This is a genomic window from Viridibacillus sp. NPDC096237 (genome assembly GCF_050278625.1).
GTDB lineage: Bacteria > Bacillota > Bacilli > Bacillales_A > Planococcaceae > Viridibacillus.
Map to the genome: position 1 here is coordinate 5,119 of NZ_JBNNTI010000031.1, position 19,101 is coordinate 24,219.

Here is a 19,101-nt window from a genome sequence, read left to right on the forward strand (position 1 = left end):
GGACAGTCCAAGACCCTGCAGGAGCATAGCGACGAAGCGGCTTGGCGCCCGCCCGCGGAAAGCGCCCACTGTAGCGGAAATCAACGGTCTTATCTATTTTTAAAAAAAGACCGTTGGTAAATTTGGATTTCTTCGAGTTTGTCTACAGTCTGGAAGGATCTCGTCATTATTTTTCATCGCCTCAAAAGTTTTGTTTTTATTCCATGTGTAGTTGATTGGAGCGGAGGTGGCGACTCCTGCGGGAAAAGCGGGACAGTCCAAGACCCTGCAGGAGCATAGCGACGAAGCGGCTTGGCGCCCGCCCGCGGAAAGCGCCCACTGTAGCGGAAATCAACGGTCTTATCTATCTGTTTTTTTATTGTTAAAATTTTTTAATGAAATGATAGTCTAACTTTTATTAAATTCCACTTCCATCGTATCCATCATACATTCATGGTGATATCCGGTTGCGAATAAATTAACAAAAGGTTCCGTATAATATACGGAACCTTTCACTTTTCACTACGTTCATTAAAAGACATACATATTTATAAATCCGTGACAGTATAGTGAGAAAACAGTATGATAAACAAGTGACAAAAAAAGATTGCGAGTGAATTGAATGATTGGACTAATACAGAACTTATTTAGCTTTATAATGCATATTGATCAGCATCTCGTTGAAATAATTCAGCAATTTGGTGTTTGGTCATATGGCATACTCTTTTCTATTGTTTTTGTAGAAACGGGTGTGGTAATATTCCCGTTCTTACCAGGTGATTCTTTACTATTTGCCAGCGGTGCGTTTGCAGCACTTGGCGCCTTTAATTTACCGATTCTTCTTTTAGTGTTTTTCGTAGCAGCTGTATTTGGAGATTCAGTAAACTATGAGATTGGACAAAAGGTTGGAACTGCTATTTCACCGAAGAGCTTTTTAGGGCGTATTATTAATCAGGATCGTATGCAAAAAGCACAGGACTTCTTTAATAAGCATGGTGGAAAAACGATCATTTTTGCTCGTTTTATGCCATTTATTCGAACCTTTATCCCGTTTATAGCGGGTGCGAGTCGAATGCATTATCGTCAATTTATTATGTATAACATTATAGGCGCATTTCTATGGGTTACGATTTGTACATTAGCAGGATATTATTTTGGTAATATTCCAGTAATTAAAGATAACTTCTCAAAAGTTATCTTAATTATTATTTTCGTTTCAGTGTTACCAGCGATTATTGGTTTTATGAAATCCAGAGTAAAGAAAAAATAGATTCAAAAACACTTTAGTTACTTGGCTAAAGTGTTTTCTTTTTTTTATATCCTATTTAACTAATAAGAATTATTGGAATATTTAGTGAAAAGTAGAGTGGAAAATGTTAGTATTGAAGTTATATAAAGAAAAAATTTATTAAAGGAGTTTGATATCATGGAAAAAATGAATGTTGAAAGCTTTAATTTAGATCACACAAAGGTCGTTGCGCCGTTTGTCCGTTTAGCAGGCCTTAAAAAAGGTGTAAATGGTGATGAAGTTTATAAATATGATATTCGCTTTAAACAACCAAACAAAGAGCATATGGAAATGCCTGCCCTACATTCAATTGAGCATCTAATGGCTGAGAATATTCGTAATCATACGGATCATGTAGTCGATCTAAGTCCAATGGGATGCCAAACGGGCTTCTATTTATCAATGATTAATCATGATAACTTTGATGAAGTTCTGGATATTTTAGAAAAAACTTTTGAAGACGTTTTGGCTGCAACGGAAGTACCAGCGTGCAACGAAGTACAATGTGGTTGGGCTGCGAGTCATAGTTTAGACGGTGCAAAGGAACTTGCAACAGAAATGCTTGCGAAGCGTAGTGAGTGGAAACAAATCTTTATAGAAGAATAAACAGCAAAGAGGCTGCGCATACTAGCAGCCTCTTTATTATTATCTTCCTGTAAAGTTTGGTTTTCGTTTCTCAGAGAATGCATTGAGTGCTTCAATACGATCTTCTGTAGGGATGGTGATTTCATATGCTTTACGCTCAATTTGAAGGCCTGTTTGCAAGTCGGTATTCATACCATGTTTGATAGCAAATTTTGCTTGTTGTAATGCAACTGGACCATTAGCAAGCATCAACTCTGCGAAAGCGACTGTTTTTGCAAGAAGTTCATCACGTTGTTCGATTTTAGTCAGCAGACCATAAGTTAAAGCTTCATCAGCCTTTAATCTTTTTGCAGTTAAAATCAGCTCGAGTGCTTTCGCTTCTCCTATGAGTCTAGGAAGTCGTTGTGTTCCACCAGCTCCAGGAATAATGCCAAGACTCGTCTCTGTTAAACCGAGAGTAACATCATCGGCTGCAAAACGGAAGTCACATGCTAATGCTAATTCGGTACCCCCACCGAAAGCATAGCCATTAATCATTGCAATAGTCGGTTGGGGCAAGTTTTCGATAGCTGAAAAAACTTCACCGATTTTATAAAGATTACGCTTTACTCGTTGTTCTGTTAAAGTTTTTCTTTCTTTTAAGTCAGCACCAACACTAAATGATTTGTCACCTGAACCTGTAAAGATGACAACACGAATATCAGGATTAATACGAATAGATTCAACAACTTGCCCTAGTTCAGCTAATAAATCATAATTGAATGCATTCATCGCAAGCGGCCTATTTAACGTAACAAATGCCAAATGTTCTTGTTGTTTATAAATTAGTGTTTCCAATAGAATTTCCCCCTTATTGTAAAAAATTACTCCCAAATTAACGATAGCATGTCTACGATTTTTCGTCATCTTTAAATAATCACTTCCAGTTATTCACCTCTGATAACTATCCGTATATTTCAAATCACAAAAAATAATTATATAAAATGTGTATAACCATAAAGTTATAGGTAAAATGAAAGGGGTAATGTAATGAGTAAACTAAATAATTTAAGTAAAATTACCGATATAATGAAATGGAAATAGATTTTAAAGGAGAAACCATATGGAAGTATTTATTGGTCGACAACCTATATTTAATAAACATAAGCAAGTTTTCGCATATGAATTATTGTATCGAGACGGAGCTGTCATGAACGAGTTTCCAGCTATTGACTCAGATAAGGCAACTGTTGAAGTTTTGATCAATTCATTATTTTCAATTGGTTTTGATGAGCTTGCAAATGGTAAACCATGCTTTATAAACTTTACTGAAAACCTTTTAATGAGTAACATATTTGATCATTTACAGCCTGATCAAATAGTAATTGAAATTTTAGAAGACGTTCCCATTACGGCAAAACTGGTGAAGAGAATCAAACAATTAAAAAGCCAAGGTTATAAAATTGCTCTTGATGATTTTGAATTGCAAAATAACGTGACAATTTATAATGAATTATTTACATATACAGATTATATAAAAGTAGATTTTCTCCTTTCTTCAGAAGATGAAAGAAAAGAAATTGAGAATCGTGTAAGAAATGAATTTCCACAAATTATTTTATTAGCTGAAAAGGTAGAGACACGTTCCCAATTTCACATTGCTAAAGAAAACGGGTATCAACTTTTTCAAGGTTATTTCTTTAAACAACCGCAAATTATCCGAGGTAATGATATACCAACCAATGTATTACAATATTATCGTGTTATCTCATTATTACGTGGAAGGGATCCGGATATTGATGATATCACAAAGCAAATTGAACATGACGTCGCGATGTCGTTCAAATTATTGAAACTGATTAATTCATCGTCTAAACGTAAAAAATCTAAAATTCGATCAATTAAACAAGCTATTCTGTTATTGGGGTTAGCGGATTTACGTAAATGGATATATATTTTAGCGTATCGTGAATCACAAAATGATGAGCAAGCTGACGTGTATGATGAATTGATGAAGGCTTCATTATGTAGAGCTAAAATTTGTGAAATGTTAGCACGTTATAAATATAAAGAGAATTACTCCGAATATTTCTTAGTAGGAATGTTTTCATTAATTGACGCAATCTTACAGAGGTCGATGAACAATATATTATCGCAGTTGCCTTTAGCAGATAATATTATCGAAACAATTTTAGAGGGAGAAACAGAGATGACGCCGTATTTACAAATGGCTATTGCTTTGGACAAGTTAAATTGGGATAAAGTTGCAGAATTGGCGGTTGAGATTGGGATAAGCGGAAAAGATTTATTTGCTATATACCAAGAAGCAAATAAATGGTCAGATAATATGCTTTAATTTGTACTATAGTTATTGTTCTAAAAGAGCTAAAACGATATACCTAAAGACTAACATAGTAGAATAAGCCCTTCATTTTTGGGGATACTGAAAAAGTAAAATTCACAAAGTTGAAACAACTAGATGAAAGCGTTGATATACCTGTGTTTACTGCGTTTTCTAACTGAAACACTTGGCAGTGCAAGGTTCTAAAAATACCTATATTTGGTATAATTATTTATGAAGTAATACAAATTTTTTGGGAGGGTAAAAGAATGAAAAAAACTCTACTTGCTATTTTATTCGGTTCAGCTCTTGTACTCGGCGCATGTGGTGGTAAAGAAAAAGTAAAAGAAGAAAATGTAAATACTTCTGAAACTGCTGCTGTTGATACGCAACAAATTATTCAATCTAAATGTATTTCTTGTCACGGTGAAAATCTTAAAGGTCAAGGTAACTTCCCTGACATTTCAAAAATCGGTGCGAAACTTTCTAAAAAAGAAATTTTAGATGTTATTAATAATGGTAAAAATGGAATGCCTAAAGGACTTATTACTGGTGACGATGCTGAAGCAGTAGCTAAATGGTTATCTGAGCAAAAGTAAGTTCTATATCAAAACTAGCTTTCTGAGGGGAAGCTAGTTTTTTTGTGGAGAAAAAATGACCTAATATGAGCAATCTAGGTAGTATATGGATTGCTTTTTTTGTTGTGAAATAATGTAACGGCTGTATTCTTTAACCTCATAGTGTCAATCATAGTTGGACAAACGCGCTCAGCATTAAAGAAGATATCCAGCTTCGCGCGTTAGCTACTCGGTCACTTCAGTCTCTCAAACAAAGGCAAAAAGCGCCTTTGTTTCGATTCTTCCAGTGTCTGATGTAGCGGTACGAACGCGCTCAGCATTGAAATTTATGTTAATATATATTGCAAGTGTTGTTGATATTAATGGGTAGTTTTATGGAAGGAAGTGTTGATTTTGGATCAAGTCTGTACAAAAGATGTTATCAAGATGTTTGATTTGAAACTTATCAGTGGCCATGAGGGAATTGGCCGACATATATTAACAAGTGATATATCTAGACCAGGACTTGAGATGGCAGGGTATTTTACGCATTATCCTGCTCAACGTGTTCAGTTATTAGGAAAAACGGAGTTATCATTTTTTGATATGTTGCCAAAAGATGTGCAGTATGATCGAATGAACAAACTTTGTTCACAAGATACGCCTGCTATTATAATTTCGCATGATATGGAAGTTCCTGAAGCATTGTTTGTTGCTTCTAATGAACACCATGTTCCGGTACTATCGACGAAAATGGCTACAACACGTTTCTCTAGTTTGTTAACGAATTATCTTGAAAGTCAGTTAGCACCAACGACAGCTGTCCATGGTGTATTAGTAGATATATATGGTATTGGTGTTTTGATTACAGGTAAAAGTGGTGTAGGTAAAAGTGAAACCGCGCTTGAACTTGTAAAAAAAGGACATCGCCTTGTTGCTGATGACTGTGTAGAAATTCGTCAAGAAGGAGAAAATACATTAATAGGTAATGCTCCTGCTCTAATACAATATTTACTTGAAATTCGTGGCATTGGTATTATTGATATTATGACATTATTTGGTGCAAGTGCAGTTAGAAAGCATAAGCGCATTTCACTTGTCATTGATTTAGAAGTATGGGATTCTGATAAAATATATGATCGTTTAGGTTTAGAAACTGAAACGATGAAAATCATTGATACAGAATTACCAAAGTTAACAATTCCCGTAAAACCTGGTCGAAACCTATCCGTTATCATCGAAGTAGCAGCGATGAATTATCGATTGAAAAAGCTTGGTGTCAATGCAGCTGAAGAATTTTCAAGAAGACTAGATAGTGTGATTGAGTCGAATGAAAATTAATGTAAATAGACTTCGTAGTTTGAAAGGAGAAAAGTATGGATTCAATATTATTAGGAATTAATCCTGTAGCGCTTGAGTTAGGGCCAATTTCAGTTAGATGGTACGGGGTTATTATTGCAACAGGCATTATTATTGCCTTTTTAATCGGACAACGTGAAATGGTGAAACGTGGGTTTCATGTTGATTTTTTAACAGATTTATTGATTTGGGCAGTACCAATTTCTATTATTTCCGCGCGTATTTACTATGTGATTTTTAAATGGGATTTTTATAGTGCAAATCCAAGTGAGATTATTCAGATTTGGCATGGTGGAATAGCCATACACGGTGCATTAATTGGTGCATTTATTACTACATATATTTTTGCTAAAAAACGTGGGGTTAGCTTTTGGAAAATTGCAGATATCTTAGCTCCGAGTCTAATTGTCGGTCAAATTATTGGGCGTTGGGGTAATTTTATGAACCAAGAGGCTTTTGGTGGTGCTGTAACTAGAGATTTCTTAGAAGGATTGTATTTGCCAAACTGGATCATTGAACAGATGAATGTGAACGGTATTTATCATCATCCCACTTTCTTATATGAATCGTTATGGAATATAATAGGCCTCGTATTGTTACTTGCTTTACGTAAAGTGAACTTACGACGTGGCGAAATATTTTTAACTTACATTATTTGGTACTCTTTTGGCCGTTTCTTTGTAGAAGGATTACGTACAGATAGTTTATTAATAGGTGATTTACGCATGGCACAAATTATGTCATTAGTCGGTTTAGTAATAGGTGTTGCACTTTTCATTTATAGAAGAATGATGGTAAAACCAGTTGTGAAGTATTTAGATAAATAGAATATCAGAAAAAAGTGATGCGACGGGTTGATCCGTTATGAATTTCGATACTGCCGTTGTTTTTAATCTGTGTTACGACAGCATTCACTTTGACCATTGTTGTACCGACACTTTGACGACGAGCTGAAGAAAAGAAAGAAAAGGAGCTGCATTCGTATGACAACTAAAAAAATTAAAGCACTATTATTCGACTTTGACGGTACTTTACTAGATACAAACGAACTTATCATTCAAACTTTTTTACATGTATTAGATACGAAATTCCCCGGGAAATATAGCAGAGAAGATGTTCTACCTTTTTTAGGACCTTCTTTAAAAGAAACATTTTCAATTGTCGATTTAGAGCGTGTAGATGAATTAGTACAAGATTATCGTAAATGGAACATTGCTCATCATGATGAGCTTGTAACAGAATTTGATGGTATTTTAGAAACATTACATGCATTGAAAGCTGCCGGGATTCGACTTGCGATTGTTTCAACAAAACGACAAGAAATGCTAGCAAGAGGACTTCATGTATTAAAAGCAGAGGAATTATTTGAAGTTATTATTGGATTAGATGATGTGAAAAATGTTAAACCAGATCCTGAACCGATTTTATTAGCTTTAGAAAAAATGAACCTGCAAAAAGACGAAGTAATAATGATTGGTGATAACTCTCACGACATTGAAGGTGGTAAAAACGCTGGTGTAAAAACAGCAGGAGTTGCATGGTCATTAAAAGGCGAAGCTTTCTTAGCACAGTTTAACCCAGATTATATGTTACATCATATAAGTGATTTACTAAAGATTGTTGAGGAAGTTGCCAATGAGAAGAACTGAGAGATATCCAGTTAAAGGGGCTAGTTCGCTTTGGCAAATTTATAAAACAGTTTCCTTTTGGAAAGTAGCAAAAACATTCATCGTTATACAAATGGCGCGTTATACGCCGTTTTTATCGATGAAAAACTGGCTATACCGTACATTTTTGAACATGAAAATAGGAGACAAGACGGCTTTTGCCTTAATGGTGATGCCAGATACGATGTTTCCTGAACGTATTCAAGTAGGTAGTAATACTATAATTGGTTATAATACGACGATATTGGCACATGAATATTTAATAGAAGAATATAGATTAGGCGATGTAATTATTGGGAATCGTGTAATGATTGGTGCAAATTCAACAATATTACCTGGTGTTATCATAGGAGATGATGCAATTGTCTCTGCAGCAACATTAGTTAATAGAGACGTTCCAGCTGGCGCATTTGTCGGAGGTAATCCGATGCAAATCATTTACACGAAAGAACAAATGGATGCAAAAAAGTCAGTTAATTCGAAAAACTCATAAAGTTTATATGCTTTATGAGTTTTTTCTATTGACGATAAATAATAATTAAGATAAAATACTTTCATGCATTATCACTCTATCGCTCTAGTGAAGTAAAGTATATAAGTTAGGAAGTGTCCCTATGTCACCAATTCGAAAGTTTGAAAAACCGCTTGGAATGCGCGATACGTTTCCGAAGATTTTTGAGAAAAAAGAAGTTGTTAGACAGACCGGCAGAGACTTTCTACAATTGAGGGGCTTTGACTTTATAAAAACACCAACCCTTGAATATTACGATACAGTTGGTAAAGCCTCTGCAATCGTCGAGTCATCTTTATTTAAGCTAGTAGATAGTCAAGGTAATACATTAGTCCTTCGCCCAGATATGACAGCACCAATCGCACGTGTTGCTTCATCAAAGCTGTTAAAAGAAAAAATTCCACTACGTTTAGCTTATTTCGCAAACGTGTTCCGTGCTCAAGAAACAGAAGGTGGACGCCCAGCAGAATTTGAACAAATGGGTATTGAAATTATTGGAGACTCCTCCGTCTATGCAGACGCTGAATGTATATTAACAGTGATCGACCTATTAAAAGCATTAGAAGTAAAGCAATTTAAGTTAACAATCGGAAATGCAGGGATTTTAAATACGATTCTAACTCAAAATGTCAGAACAGAAGAGCAATTCAAAGAATTGAATAAACTACTTGTGAAAAAGAACATTGTAGGCTTTGAAGAAGCAGTTAAACTTTTCGAGTTACCTCAGAAAAACAAACAAACATTGTTAACTTTTATTGAAGAAGCGACAAATTTAAAAAGCATTAATCAAATTGAAAAATATTTAGTAGAAAAAGATGATTTTATATATATGGAAAGATTGCAAAAGATATTAGCGATTTCTGAAGCGGAAAAGTACATCTATTTTGATTTTACATTAGCAAGTCATATGAATTATTACACTGGAATGCTATTTGAAGTATTTGCAACAGGGGCAGGTTTTCCATTAGGAAATGGTGGTCGGTATGACGGGTTACTTGATGAATTTGGATCTCTAGTTGGAGCTATTGGCTTTGGACTACGCGTGGACCAATTGTTAGAAGCTATGACTTCACTTCAAACGAACAAAGAAGAAGTACTCGTATTATTTGAACAGTCTGAGTTTCTTAGAGCAGTAGCAAAGGCGACCTCTCTTCGTAAGGAGGGCAAACGTACAACTTTACAATCAATTGATGGTCTAGAGAATAAAGAGACATTCGAGCAACTATTTTCTCAAGTTGTACGTATGGGCAAGGGGGAATAAGTCATGACTGAATTGACAATCGCAATGCCTAAAGGGCGCATTTTCGAAGAAGCATATGAAATGCTCATTCAAGCGGGCTTTGATTTGCCTGAAGAAGTAGAAATATCACGTAAACTAATGATTGAGATTCCATCTGAAAAAATTCGGTTTATCCTAGCAAAACCAATGGATGTACCTACATATGTCGAACACGGTGTAGCTGATATTGGTATAGCGGGCAAAGATGTTCTGTTAGAACAAGGAAGAGCGGTACATGAATTACTTGATTTGAAAATTAGTAAATGTTATATCGCTTCTGCAGGACTGCCAAATACAACGTTAAATGATATCGCACCACGTATTGCGACGAAATATCCAACAGTTGCTTCTAACTATTACCGTGAAAAAGGAGAGCAAGTTGAAATTATTGGCCTGAATGGTTCGATTGAATTGGCGCCAATGATTGGACTTGCTGACCGTATTGTGGATATTGTTTCAACTGGCCAAACGTTAAAAGAAAATGGACTCATTGAATATGAATACATTACAGCTGTGTCATCTCGATTAATCGCAAATCCGGTGAGCTATCGGATGAAGAATGAGCGAATTCAAGATCTCGTAAAACGTTTAAAAAAATGTGTGAAATGAGAGAAGGTTAAAACGATGAAGATTCAAGACTTAACAAATAATATATCCTTACAACGCCCTTTAGAGAGAGGCAACGAGGAGCAATTACAAACAGTTAGGGAAGTGCTAGTCAATGTTCGTCAAAATGGTGATGCTGCTGTCAAGGAATATAGTGTCAAATGGGACGGTGTATTGCTTAATGAACTGCGCGTGTCACCAGAAGAAATAACTGAAGCAGTTAGCAGTATGGATGATCAATTGATTGGAGATCTGAGAGAAGCTGCTACGAATATTCGAGCATACCATGACAAGCAAAAACGCCAAGGTTTTCGTCTAGATTTAGAAAACAATTCTTGGTTAGGTCAACGTATTACAGCGTTAGCGGCTGTTGGTCTTTATGTGCCGGGTGGTTCAGCTGCTTATCCCTCATCTGTTTTAATGAATGTTATTCCAGCACAAGTAGCTGGTGTTGAACGAATCGTTTTAGTATCACCTCCAGGAAAAGACGGTAAGCTACCAGCTGCTGTTTTGACCGCAGCATCCATTTTAGGGATAACAGAAATTTATAAAATTGGCGGTGCACAAGCAATTGGTGCCCTTGCTTACGGTACAGAATCGATTCATGCAGTTGATAAAATTACAGGGCCAGGGAATATTTTTGTTGCATTAGCAAAACGCGAAGTGTTCGGTGAAGTAGCCATTGATATGATTGCTGGACCAAGTGAAATTGCTATCATTGCAGATGAAAATGCATATGCAGATGAGATAGCAGCAGACTTATTATCTCAAGCGGAACATGACCCGATGGCAAGTGCGATTTTAGTTACAACAAGTGAAAGGCTTGCTAAAGAAGTAGCGGAGGAAGTTGAAAATCAGTTAACATCATTACCGCGAGAAGCAATTGCACGTAAAGCAATCGAAAACTTTGGCTGTATTTATATAGCTGAGACACTTGCTGATGCTGTGCAAGCTATCAATCAATTAGCACCAGAGCATTTAGAAATTGTTACTAATAACGCTGAAGCTGTTGCTGAGCAAATACGTAATGCGGGCGCTATTTTTATCGGGCGCTATAGTTCAGAGCCAGTAGGAGATTATTTTGCAGGCACAAATCACGTGTTACCGACTAATAGTACAGCACGTTTTGCTAGTGGTTTAAATGTTGATGACTTTATTAAAAAAACAAGCGTTGTTTATTATGCAAAAGAAACTTGGGCACAAAATTCTGCGAAAATAGCTAGACTTGCAAGACTAGAAGGATTAGAAGCTCATGCCAGAGCAGTAGAGTCTAGAGGCTGGGATAAAGGAGACGAATCAAGTGGAAGCAACTAAAAAGCGTTTTGCAAAAATTGAACGAAAAACAAATGAAACTCAGATTGCAGTAGAAATTAATTTAGATGGTGAGGGAAAATCGACTATTTCAACTGGTGTTCCTTTTATGGACCATATGTTAGATCTGTTTATGAAACATGGTTTATTTGACGGTTCTATTACTGCCAATGGTGATATTTATATCGATGACCACCATACAACCGAGGATTTAGGTATTGTTTTAGGTCAGGCAATTAAAGAAGCTTTAGGTGATAAAAAAGGTATTAAGCGCTACGGTAACGCATTTGTGCCAATGGATGATGCATTAGCACAAGTTGTTATTGATTGTTCAAACCGTCCACACTTAGAATTCCGAGCAGAAATCCCAACAGACAAAGTTGGTACTTTTGATACCGAGCTAGTGCATGAATTTTTATGGAAATTTGCATTAGAGGCTCGTATGAATGTCCATGTCATCGTTCCTTATGGACACAATACTCATCATATTATCGAAGCGATCTTCAAAGCATTAGCTAGAGCGCTTGATGATGCGGTATCGATTGATCCACGCGTGAAAGGTGTACCGTCAACTAAGGGGCTGTTAACATGAAAATTGGCATAATCGATTATGGTATGGGGAATTTATTTAGCGTTGAACAAGCTATTAAACGCTTAGGCTATGAGGTTTTAGTATCTACTGATAAAGAAGAGCTACAAGCAACAGATACTCTTATTTTACCGGGGGTTGGTGCTTTCCAAGATGCTATGAAAAGACTACAAGAAACGAATTTGGTTTCACTAATAAATGAGTCAGAAAAAAGTAATAAACCTTTACTAGGCATTTGCTTAGGTATGCAATTATTATTTCAAGAAAGCGCAGAAAATGGCGGTGGCAAAGGACTAGGTATTTTCACAGGGGAAATTGAGCGCTTTGATGGTAGAGCTAATCGAGTACCACATATGGGATGGAACGAACTACAATTTGCTAGATATCCAGAATGGTTACAAGAAAATGAAATGACAGGTGATCGTTTCGTATATTTTGTTCATTCATATTTCGCAACTAATATGAATCAAGCGGATTTAGTTGCATTTGCTCATTATGGCGATAAACAAGTGCCCGCTATTGTACAAAAAGGCTCAATTACAGGTATGCAATTTCATCCTGAAAAATCAAGTGAATTCGGAGTGCTACTATTGAAACAATGGTTAGATGGTGTGAAAAAAGGAGTTGTCGTGTAATGGGTTCTATTCAAGTTTTCCCAGCAATCGATATGAGAGGTGGCAAATGCGTACGCTTATTTAAAGGTGATTACGCACAAGAAACAGTATATGCCAACTCACCATTTGAAATGGCAAAAAGCTTTGCAGGTGCAGGTGCAAGCTTTATACATATGGTCGATTTAGACGGGGCAAAAGACGGTGAGCGTACACATGCAGCTGAAGTAATACGTGTTGCAAAAGAATTACCTTTGAAAGTACAAATTGGTGGTGGCATTCGTTCTGAGGAGGATATCCGATTCTACCTTGAAAATGGTGTGGATCGCGTGATAATTGGTAGTCTAGCTATTCGTGAACCGGAGCTAGTCGCAAGCTTTATAAAAGAGTTTGGGGCAGAACGCATTGTGATTGGACTAGATGCAAAGGATGGCATGGTAGCAACACACGGTTGGCTTGAAACGTCTAACAAAACCGCTATTGAAGTAGGGCGATACTTTGCACAGGCTGGTGCAAAGTATTTTATCTTCACTGATATTGCAACAGACGGCACTTTAGCTGGTCCAAACATTGCTGCTAATGTAAAACTTGCTGAAGCTACAAAGGCTGTAATTATCGTATCTGGAGGGATTAGTTCACTTGAAGATATCCAGCAAGTGAAAGAGGCGTCACAACATTCAACAGTAAGTGGCGTTATTATTGGCAAAGCCCTTTATGCAGGTAGATTTACATTACTTGAGGCACTTAAGGAGGCGGAATAATGCTTACGAAACGAATTATTCCATGTCTTGATGTTAAGGAAGGTCGCGTTGTAAAAGGTGTTCAATTCGTCTCATTACGAGATGCTGGAGATCCTGTAGAGCTTGCTAAGTTCTATAATGAACAAGGTGCAGATGAACTTGTTTTTTTAGATATTTCGGCTTCGCATGAAGGTCGTGAAACGATGGTTGATGTCGTACGACAAACAGCATCTACTTTAGCGATTCCTTTTACAGTTGGAGGCGGCATTCGAACACTTGAAGATATGAAACGACTTCTACGTGCAGGTGCTGATAAAGTGTCAGTCAATTCTTCTGCATTACAACGTCCAGAGCTTATTAAAGAAGGTTCAGATTACTTCGGAGCACAATGTATCATTGTGGCAATTGATGCTAAATGGAGTGAAGAAGACGGTACTTGGATGGTATACACGCACGGAGGTCGTAACAAAACAGAGTGGCAAGCAGTGGCTTGGGCGAAAGAAGTAGTAAGACTTGGCGCAGGTGAATTACTTGTCACAAGCATGGATCAAGATGGAGAGAAAAATGGTTTTGATCTCCCCTTAACAAAAGCAATCCGCGAAGCAGTCAATGTACCAATAATTGCGAGTGGTGGCGCAGGTAATGCAGAACACTTTTACGATGTTTTACAACTAGATGCAGATGCTGCATTAGCGGCTTCTATATTTCACTATAAAGAAACAAGTGTCGCAAAAGTGAAAAATGAATTGCGACAAAGGGGAGTGTTCGTGAGATGATAGAAAATCTTCAATTTGACGAAAAAGGTTTGATTACTACGGTAGTACAAGATGCACAAACGAAAGAAGTATTAACTGTTGCATACATGAACAAAGAATCTTTAAAAAGAACTTTAACAACAGGGGAAACATGGTTTTATAGTCGTTCTCGTCAAGAGTTATGGCATAAAGGAGAAACAAGTGGTAACACACAAAAAGTGATAGCTATTCGTGCTGATTGCGATCAAGATGCACTAATTGTAGAAGTTTTACCGGTAGGACCCGCATGTCATAACGGTACGACTAGTTGCTTTACGGAAATCCTTAAAGAAAAATCAGCAAATGTGGGTTCTTTAGATATTATTACGGAACTTCGTAGTGTCATTCAAAACCGTGAAAAAGAAATGCCTGAGGGTGCATATACAACTTACCTATTTAATGAAGGTGTCGATAAAATTTGTAAAAAAATAGGTGAGGAAGCAACGGAGGTTGTTATTGCTTCAAAAAATCGCGATGTGGAAGAGTTAAAATGGGAAACAGCAGATTTAATTTATCACCTATTGGTACTATTACAAGAGCAAAAACTAGATTTATTTGAAGTTTTAGGTGTACTTCAAAAGCGCCATGAGCAACATTAAATATGTTATAATGAAGGATACTAGAGTATAAGGGACGTTCTATACGTTCCTTATTTTTTTCGGAGGAATTTTTTTGGAAAAAAAACGTAAACTAAAACCGCGAGAAAATGTCGTATCTTTTATTCCGAATGGGGATTTTTATTATAATAAAGCATTACAAGCGTTAGATCGAGAGCAATTTGATAAGGCGCATAAATACTTACAAAGAGCAGCAGAACTTAGTCCTGATGATTCACTTATATTAATGCAATATGGCGTCATTAAAATGGAACTTGAGCAGCATGATCATGCTTTAGAGCTATTAAGAAAAGCACATGCAATTGATCCTGATGAATCTGAGATTGTATTGTTTTTAGCCGAAGTCTCTGCTCATCTTGGCATGTCAGATGAAGCTGGAAAATATGCAAAGCTTTATCTAGAATTAGATCAACAAGGTGTCTATGCAGAAGAAGCGCTTGAAATTATCGACTTCTCTGAGCAAATGAAAGAGCAACCAACAGCTGAGGAACCGCAAGACTCAGAGGTTGTGTATTTACAAGAAAAGGCTCGCCGTATGATGGAACAGGGGAATTTTAAAGAGGCCATCGAGCAATTTGAAGAGATCATTCAAGCTAACCCAGATTTCTGGGCAGCATATAATAATTTATCCCTTGCTTATTTTTATCTAGGAGAGTCTGAACAAGCAAGAGCGTTATTACATCAAGTGTTAAAAGGGAATTTTGGTAATTTACATGCGCTTTGTAATTTAACGGTTATGGCTTATTACGAAAAAAACAAAGAAGAATTGGACGAGCTTCTTGAGCTGTTAGTGAAAATCCAGCCATACTCATTTGACCATCGATATAAATTAGGTGCTACATTGGCTCTTGTTGGGCGTTATGAAGAAGCTTATAAATGGCTACGTAGCTTGCAAAAGCGTGGATTTGAAGGCGATCCTGGATTTTACTTTTGGTTATCCCATGCCGCTTATTTCTCAGGCAGAAAAGCTGTTGGGAAAAGTGCTTGGAAAAAATTATTAGAAATCGATCCTGATAAGGATGGCTTTGAGCCATGGGCACATGAAAGCCGTGTGACAAATCCAAATGCCATCGAGCAAAATCGCGAATATATCGTTGAAAAGCTTGAAAGTAAATATCGAAGTGATCGATTGTTTGGTCTTTATTTATTAGGGAAAACAATTCATAAACAAGAAATCATTGCACATCCTAGCTGGATAGATGTCGATGAATATTCTTCAATGGAAAAGCTCTTCCTAGCCTATGCACTCGATCATGAATTTGATGCGCAGGATAAAAGTATCGTACCGTTTTTAAGAGCGATGGAAGCATCTGATATTTTATATATGCAATCCATGCCTATTACAATGCCTTCCACATTTTTGTTCCAAATGTGGTTCGTATTATGCGAAAGAGCATTAGATGAGAATTATCAATTTAAAAACCCAAAGGCTCTTGCAGCAGCAACGGATTATATGTATAAATCTTCACGTATGAAAAGTGTAACTAAAAAATCAATTGCAGAAGCATATGGAGTTACAGCAGCTACTTTAACGAAATATGTGAACGAATTAATACGTTTTTTACCTGTGTTTGACGCGTAAATGTCGAAATGGTAAGCAGAAATATTGAACGTACACCAGTTATCCTCTACCATGGATATTATTAAATATAATGAAATGCTTTATACAGATCTAGGAGGAACAGATATGTCAGAAGAAAAAATTTATGATGTAGTTATTATTGGAGCAGGCCCAGCAGGAATGACAGCTGCTGTTTATACATCTCGTGCCAACCTGTCTACATTAATGCTAGAACGCGGTATTCCAGGCGGACAAATGGCTAATACTGAAGAAGTTGAAAACTATCCAGGTTTCGATTCTATTTTAGGACCTGAATTATCTACTAAAATGTTCGACCACGCGAAAAAATTTGGGGCTGAATACGCTTATGGCGATGTTACCGAAATTATAGGTGGCGAAGATTATAAAACAATTAAAGCAGGCTCAAAAGAATTTAAAACTCGTGCTATCATCATTACTACAGGTGCTGAGTACAAAAAAATGGGCGTACCTGGTGAAAAAGAACTTGGTGGCCGTGGGGTAAGTTATTGTGCAGTATGTGACGGAGCATTCTTTAAAAATAAAAACTTAGTTGTTGTCGGTGGAGGAGACTCTGCTGTTGAAGAAGGAATTTACTTAACTCGCTTTGCAGAAAAAGTAACAATTGTTCATCGTCGTGATAAATTACGTGCCCAAAAAATCATTCAAGATCGTGCATTTGCAAATGATAAAATTGATTTTATCTGGAACAATACGGTTAAACAAGTGAATGAAGAAAACGGTAAAGTAGGTAGTGTAACGCTTGTTTCTACAGTGGATGGTACTGAACAAGAATTTGATTCTGATGGTGTATTCATTTATATCGGAATGTTACCATTAACAAAACCATTTGAGGGCTTAGGAATCTTAAATGAAGCTGGATATATCCCAACAAATGAAGAGATGGAAACAACTGTTCCTGGTATCTTCGCTGCTGGTGACGTACGTGAAAAAACATTACGTCAAATCGTTACTGCAACTGGTGATGGTAGTATTGCGGCTCAAGCAGTACAACATTATATTGAAATGTTGAAAGAAAAAATTAGTAATTAATTGCTAATTTTAACGTCTTCTTAACATAGCTGTAACTCATTTGCAATATAATAAGGGTATAGTTATAAGTGCAATAACCCCCTATCAAGATAGATATATTGGTAAGGCTGTTTCGCGGTATTTTGCCGTTAGAAGCAGCCTCTTTTTTTTATACATAATGGTTATATAGTTTTGAAAAAAGGACTAGACTAGTGAAAACATGTGAAATCACTGTCCTTTCGTACATATTTTTGTATGCAATGGTTTAACAATGTATAATAATGATTATAAGTTTACAATGATTTGGAGTGTCGTGAGTGCAGAGAATAGCAAATTTAATTGTTAAAAAAGATAACAAAGTTCTTTTACTGAAAAAACCACGACGAGGCTGGTATGTTGCGCCGGGGGGTAAAATAGAGAGTGGAGAGTCTATCTATATAGCTGCTAACCGTGAATTCCGGGAAGAAACGGGGACAATCCCTTTAAACCCGCATTTAAAAGGTATATATACAATGGTGATAAAGAATGATCAAGATATTGTAAATGAGTGGATGCTCTTTACTTTTGTTGCAGAGGGCTTAGAAGGCACCCCTTATGAAGATACAGTTGAAGGTGTCCTAGAATGGCATCCAATTGAAAGTTTGCACCATTTACCTATGGCCGAAGGAGATCGTACTAATCTATTGTTTGCAGTATGCGAAAAAGGCATGCAATATGGTACTTTTACTTATACAGAAGACTTTGAACTATTAAATGAAACAATTCAAATTTCAACTGAAGGAGATGGCGTCGATGCCTAGCACTCAACGGGTTAATGAATTGATCATTATTACAGGGATGTCAGGAGCAGGTAAAACGGTTGTAATCCAAAGTTTTGAAGACTTAGGTTTCTACTGCATCGATAACTTACCTCCTGCATTACTACCCACTTTTTTAACTCTAATGAAAGAGTCGAAAAAAGAATTTTCTCGTATCGCAGCTGTGATGGATTTACGAGGTGGTGATTTCTTTTCGTCACTAATTGATGCATTAGAGCAAATCGAGAAACAAGATTTAGTAGCGACAAAAATTTTATTTTTAGATGCAGATAATGAGTCGCTGGTGAGACGTTATAAAGAAACACGTCGCTCACACCCACTTGCTCCTGCTGGTGGATTGCCGTTAGAAGGGATCCATCATGAAAGAGAATTACTTGCTGAAGTGAAACAAAAAGCACAATTTATATATAATACATCAAGTATGAAACCTCGAGAGTTACGTGAGCGAATTATTGCGCAATTTTCAGGTGTAAATTCTCGAAGATTTACAGTCAATGTTATGTCATTTGGCTTTAAGCATGGCCTCCCAATTGACGCAGACTTAGTATTTGATGTGCGTTTTTTACCAAATCCTTATTATGTGGAAAGTTTACGTGCTAAAACAGGGTTGGAGAAGGACGTATCATCGTATGTTCTAAAATATGAAGAAGCGCAGACGTTAATAAAAAAACTGACGGATTTATTTGAATTTATGGTGCCTCTTTATAAAAAAGAGGGTAAAACACAACTCATTATTGCATTTGGTTGCACGGGGGGGCAGCATCGCTCTGTTACTTTAGCCGAATATTTTGGTGATTATTTGAATAAAGATGTGCCAACGGTTATTACGCATCGCGATATTGCGAAAAGAAAGGGCTAA

At 36.6% G+C, this 19,101-nt stretch carries 21 protein-coding genes; 20 read left to right on the forward strand and 1 reads right to left on the reverse strand.

Translation table 11 applies throughout. The features are described 5' to 3' along the window. Nucleotides 1-604 precede the first annotated feature (604 nt). Complete coding sequence (locus tag ACQKMD_RS15635; RefSeq protein ID WP_427753121.1) at nucleotides 605-1,249, forward strand: DedA family protein; 645 nt, start codon at nucleotides 605-607, stop codon at nucleotides 1,247-1,249. A 156-nt stretch (nucleotides 1,250-1,405) separates the two neighbouring features. After that, nucleotides 1,406-1,873 carry an S-ribosylhomocysteine lyase gene (locus tag ACQKMD_RS15640; RefSeq protein ID WP_427753069.1) on the forward strand — a complete coding sequence of 156 codons (468 nt, stop codon included), beginning with the start codon at nucleotides 1,406-1,408 and terminating at the stop codon, nucleotides 1,871-1,873. A gap of 39 nt (nucleotides 1,874-1,912) precedes the next feature. Here ACQKMD_RS15640 and ACQKMD_RS15645 read toward each other — a convergent pair whose 3' ends face one another. Next, nucleotides 1,913-2,689 (reverse strand): enoyl-CoA hydratase-related protein, encoded by a 777-nt coding sequence (locus ACQKMD_RS15645; protein WP_427753070.1) that lies wholly within the window; start codon nucleotides 2,687-2,689, stop codon nucleotides 1,913-1,915. A 265-nt stretch (nucleotides 2,690-2,954) separates the two neighbouring features. Between ACQKMD_RS15645 and ACQKMD_RS15650 the strand changes: the two genes are divergently transcribed. The 18 genes from ACQKMD_RS15650 (at nucleotide 2,955) to rapZ (ending at nucleotide 19,101) form a co-directional block, all read left to right on the forward strand. Further along, nucleotides 2,955-4,187, forward strand: a complete 1,233-nt coding sequence (locus ACQKMD_RS15650; protein ID WP_427753071.1) for an EAL and HDOD domain-containing protein — start codon at nucleotides 2,955-2,957, stop codon at nucleotides 4,185-4,187. A 254-nt stretch (nucleotides 4,188-4,441) separates the two neighbouring features. Further along, nucleotides 4,442-4,771, forward strand: coding sequence for a cytochrome c551 (gene cccB, locus ACQKMD_RS15655; RefSeq protein ID WP_427753072.1), 330 nt, complete (start codon nucleotides 4,442-4,444; stop codon nucleotides 4,769-4,771). Nucleotides 4,772-5,143: 372 nt separating this feature from the next. Next, on the forward strand, nucleotides 5,144-6,070 hold the full coding sequence (gene hprK / locus ACQKMD_RS15660; protein WP_427753073.1) for an HPr(Ser) kinase/phosphatase: 927 nt from the start codon (nucleotides 5,144-5,146) through the stop codon (nucleotides 6,068-6,070). 35 nt (nucleotides 6,071-6,105) lie between these two features. Continuing rightward, on the forward strand, nucleotides 6,106-6,915 hold the full coding sequence (gene lgt, locus ACQKMD_RS15665; protein WP_427753074.1) for a prolipoprotein diacylglyceryl transferase: 810 nt from the start codon (nucleotides 6,106-6,108) through the stop codon (nucleotides 6,913-6,915). Between the two features lie 156 nt (nucleotides 6,916-7,071). Then, complete coding sequence (gene ppaX, locus ACQKMD_RS15670; protein WP_427753075.1) at nucleotides 7,072-7,737, forward strand: pyrophosphatase PpaX; 666 nt, start codon at nucleotides 7,072-7,074, stop codon at nucleotides 7,735-7,737. After that, a complete protein-coding gene (locus tag ACQKMD_RS15675) occupies nucleotides 7,724-8,248 on the forward strand; it encodes an acyltransferase (RefSeq protein ID WP_427753076.1) in 525 nt (174 codons plus the stop codon). The genes ppaX and ACQKMD_RS15675 overlap by 14 nt, the downstream gene beginning before the upstream one ends. Nucleotides 8,249-8,369: 121 nt before the next feature. Next, on the forward strand, nucleotides 8,370-9,527 hold the full coding sequence (locus ACQKMD_RS15680; protein WP_427753077.1) for an ATP phosphoribosyltransferase regulatory subunit: 1,158 nt from the start codon (nucleotides 8,370-8,372) through the stop codon (nucleotides 9,525-9,527). A 3-nt stretch (nucleotides 9,528-9,530) separates the two neighbouring features. Further along, entirely contained in the window at nucleotides 9,531-10,154 is a 624-nt protein-coding gene (gene hisG / locus ACQKMD_RS15685; RefSeq protein WP_427753078.1) for an ATP phosphoribosyltransferase, read from the forward strand. Between the two features lie 15 nt (nucleotides 10,155-10,169). Beyond that, the gene (hisD, locus tag ACQKMD_RS15690) at nucleotides 10,170-11,465 is read left to right on the forward strand and encodes a histidinol dehydrogenase (RefSeq protein WP_427753079.1); all 1,296 of its coding nucleotides are present in this window, start codon (nucleotides 10,170-10,172) and stop codon (nucleotides 11,463-11,465) included. Then, on the forward strand, nucleotides 11,452-12,054 hold the full coding sequence (gene hisB, locus ACQKMD_RS15695; protein ID WP_427753080.1) for an imidazoleglycerol-phosphate dehydratase HisB: 603 nt from the start codon (nucleotides 11,452-11,454) through the stop codon (nucleotides 12,052-12,054). The genes hisD and hisB overlap by 14 nt, the downstream gene beginning before the upstream one ends. Further along, nucleotides 12,051-12,686, forward strand: coding sequence for an imidazole glycerol phosphate synthase subunit HisH (gene hisH, locus ACQKMD_RS15700; protein WP_427753081.1), 636 nt, complete (start codon nucleotides 12,051-12,053; stop codon nucleotides 12,684-12,686). The genes hisB and hisH overlap by 4 nt, the downstream gene beginning before the upstream one ends. Next, the gene (gene hisA, locus ACQKMD_RS15705) at nucleotides 12,686-13,423 is read left to right on the forward strand and encodes a 1-(5-phosphoribosyl)-5-[(5-phosphoribosylamino)methylideneamino]imidazole-4-carboxamide isomerase (protein ID WP_427753082.1); all 738 of its coding nucleotides are present in this window, start codon (nucleotides 12,686-12,688) and stop codon (nucleotides 13,421-13,423) included. The genes hisH and hisA overlap by 1 nt, the downstream gene beginning before the upstream one ends. Continuing rightward, complete coding sequence (gene hisF / locus ACQKMD_RS15710) at nucleotides 13,423-14,178, forward strand: imidazole glycerol phosphate synthase subunit HisF (RefSeq protein WP_427753083.1); 756 nt, start codon at nucleotides 13,423-13,425, stop codon at nucleotides 14,176-14,178. The genes hisA and hisF overlap by 1 nt, the downstream gene beginning before the upstream one ends. Continuing rightward, complete coding sequence (gene hisIE, locus ACQKMD_RS15715; protein WP_427753084.1) at nucleotides 14,175-14,795, forward strand: bifunctional phosphoribosyl-AMP cyclohydrolase/phosphoribosyl-ATP diphosphatase HisIE; 621 nt, start codon at nucleotides 14,175-14,177, stop codon at nucleotides 14,793-14,795. The genes hisF and hisIE overlap by 4 nt, the downstream gene beginning before the upstream one ends. 73 nt (nucleotides 14,796-14,868) lie before the next feature. Continuing rightward, a complete protein-coding gene (locus ACQKMD_RS15720) occupies nucleotides 14,869-16,395 on the forward strand; it encodes a tetratricopeptide repeat protein (RefSeq protein ID WP_427753085.1) in 1,527 nt (508 codons plus the stop codon). 105 nt (nucleotides 16,396-16,500) lie between these two features. Continuing rightward, on the forward strand, nucleotides 16,501-17,445 hold the full coding sequence (gene trxB, locus ACQKMD_RS15725) for a thioredoxin-disulfide reductase (RefSeq protein ID WP_427753086.1): 945 nt from the start codon (nucleotides 16,501-16,503) through the stop codon (nucleotides 17,443-17,445). A gap of 296 nt (nucleotides 17,446-17,741) precedes the next feature. Beyond that, the gene (locus tag ACQKMD_RS15730; protein WP_427753087.1) at nucleotides 17,742-18,224 is read left to right on the forward strand and encodes an NUDIX domain-containing protein; all 483 of its coding nucleotides are present in this window, start codon (nucleotides 17,742-17,744) and stop codon (nucleotides 18,222-18,224) included. Beyond that, a complete protein-coding gene (gene rapZ / locus ACQKMD_RS15735; RefSeq protein WP_427753088.1) occupies nucleotides 18,217-19,101 on the forward strand; it encodes an RNase adapter RapZ in 885 nt (294 codons plus the stop codon). Before ACQKMD_RS15730 ends, rapZ begins: the two co-directional genes overlap by 8 nt.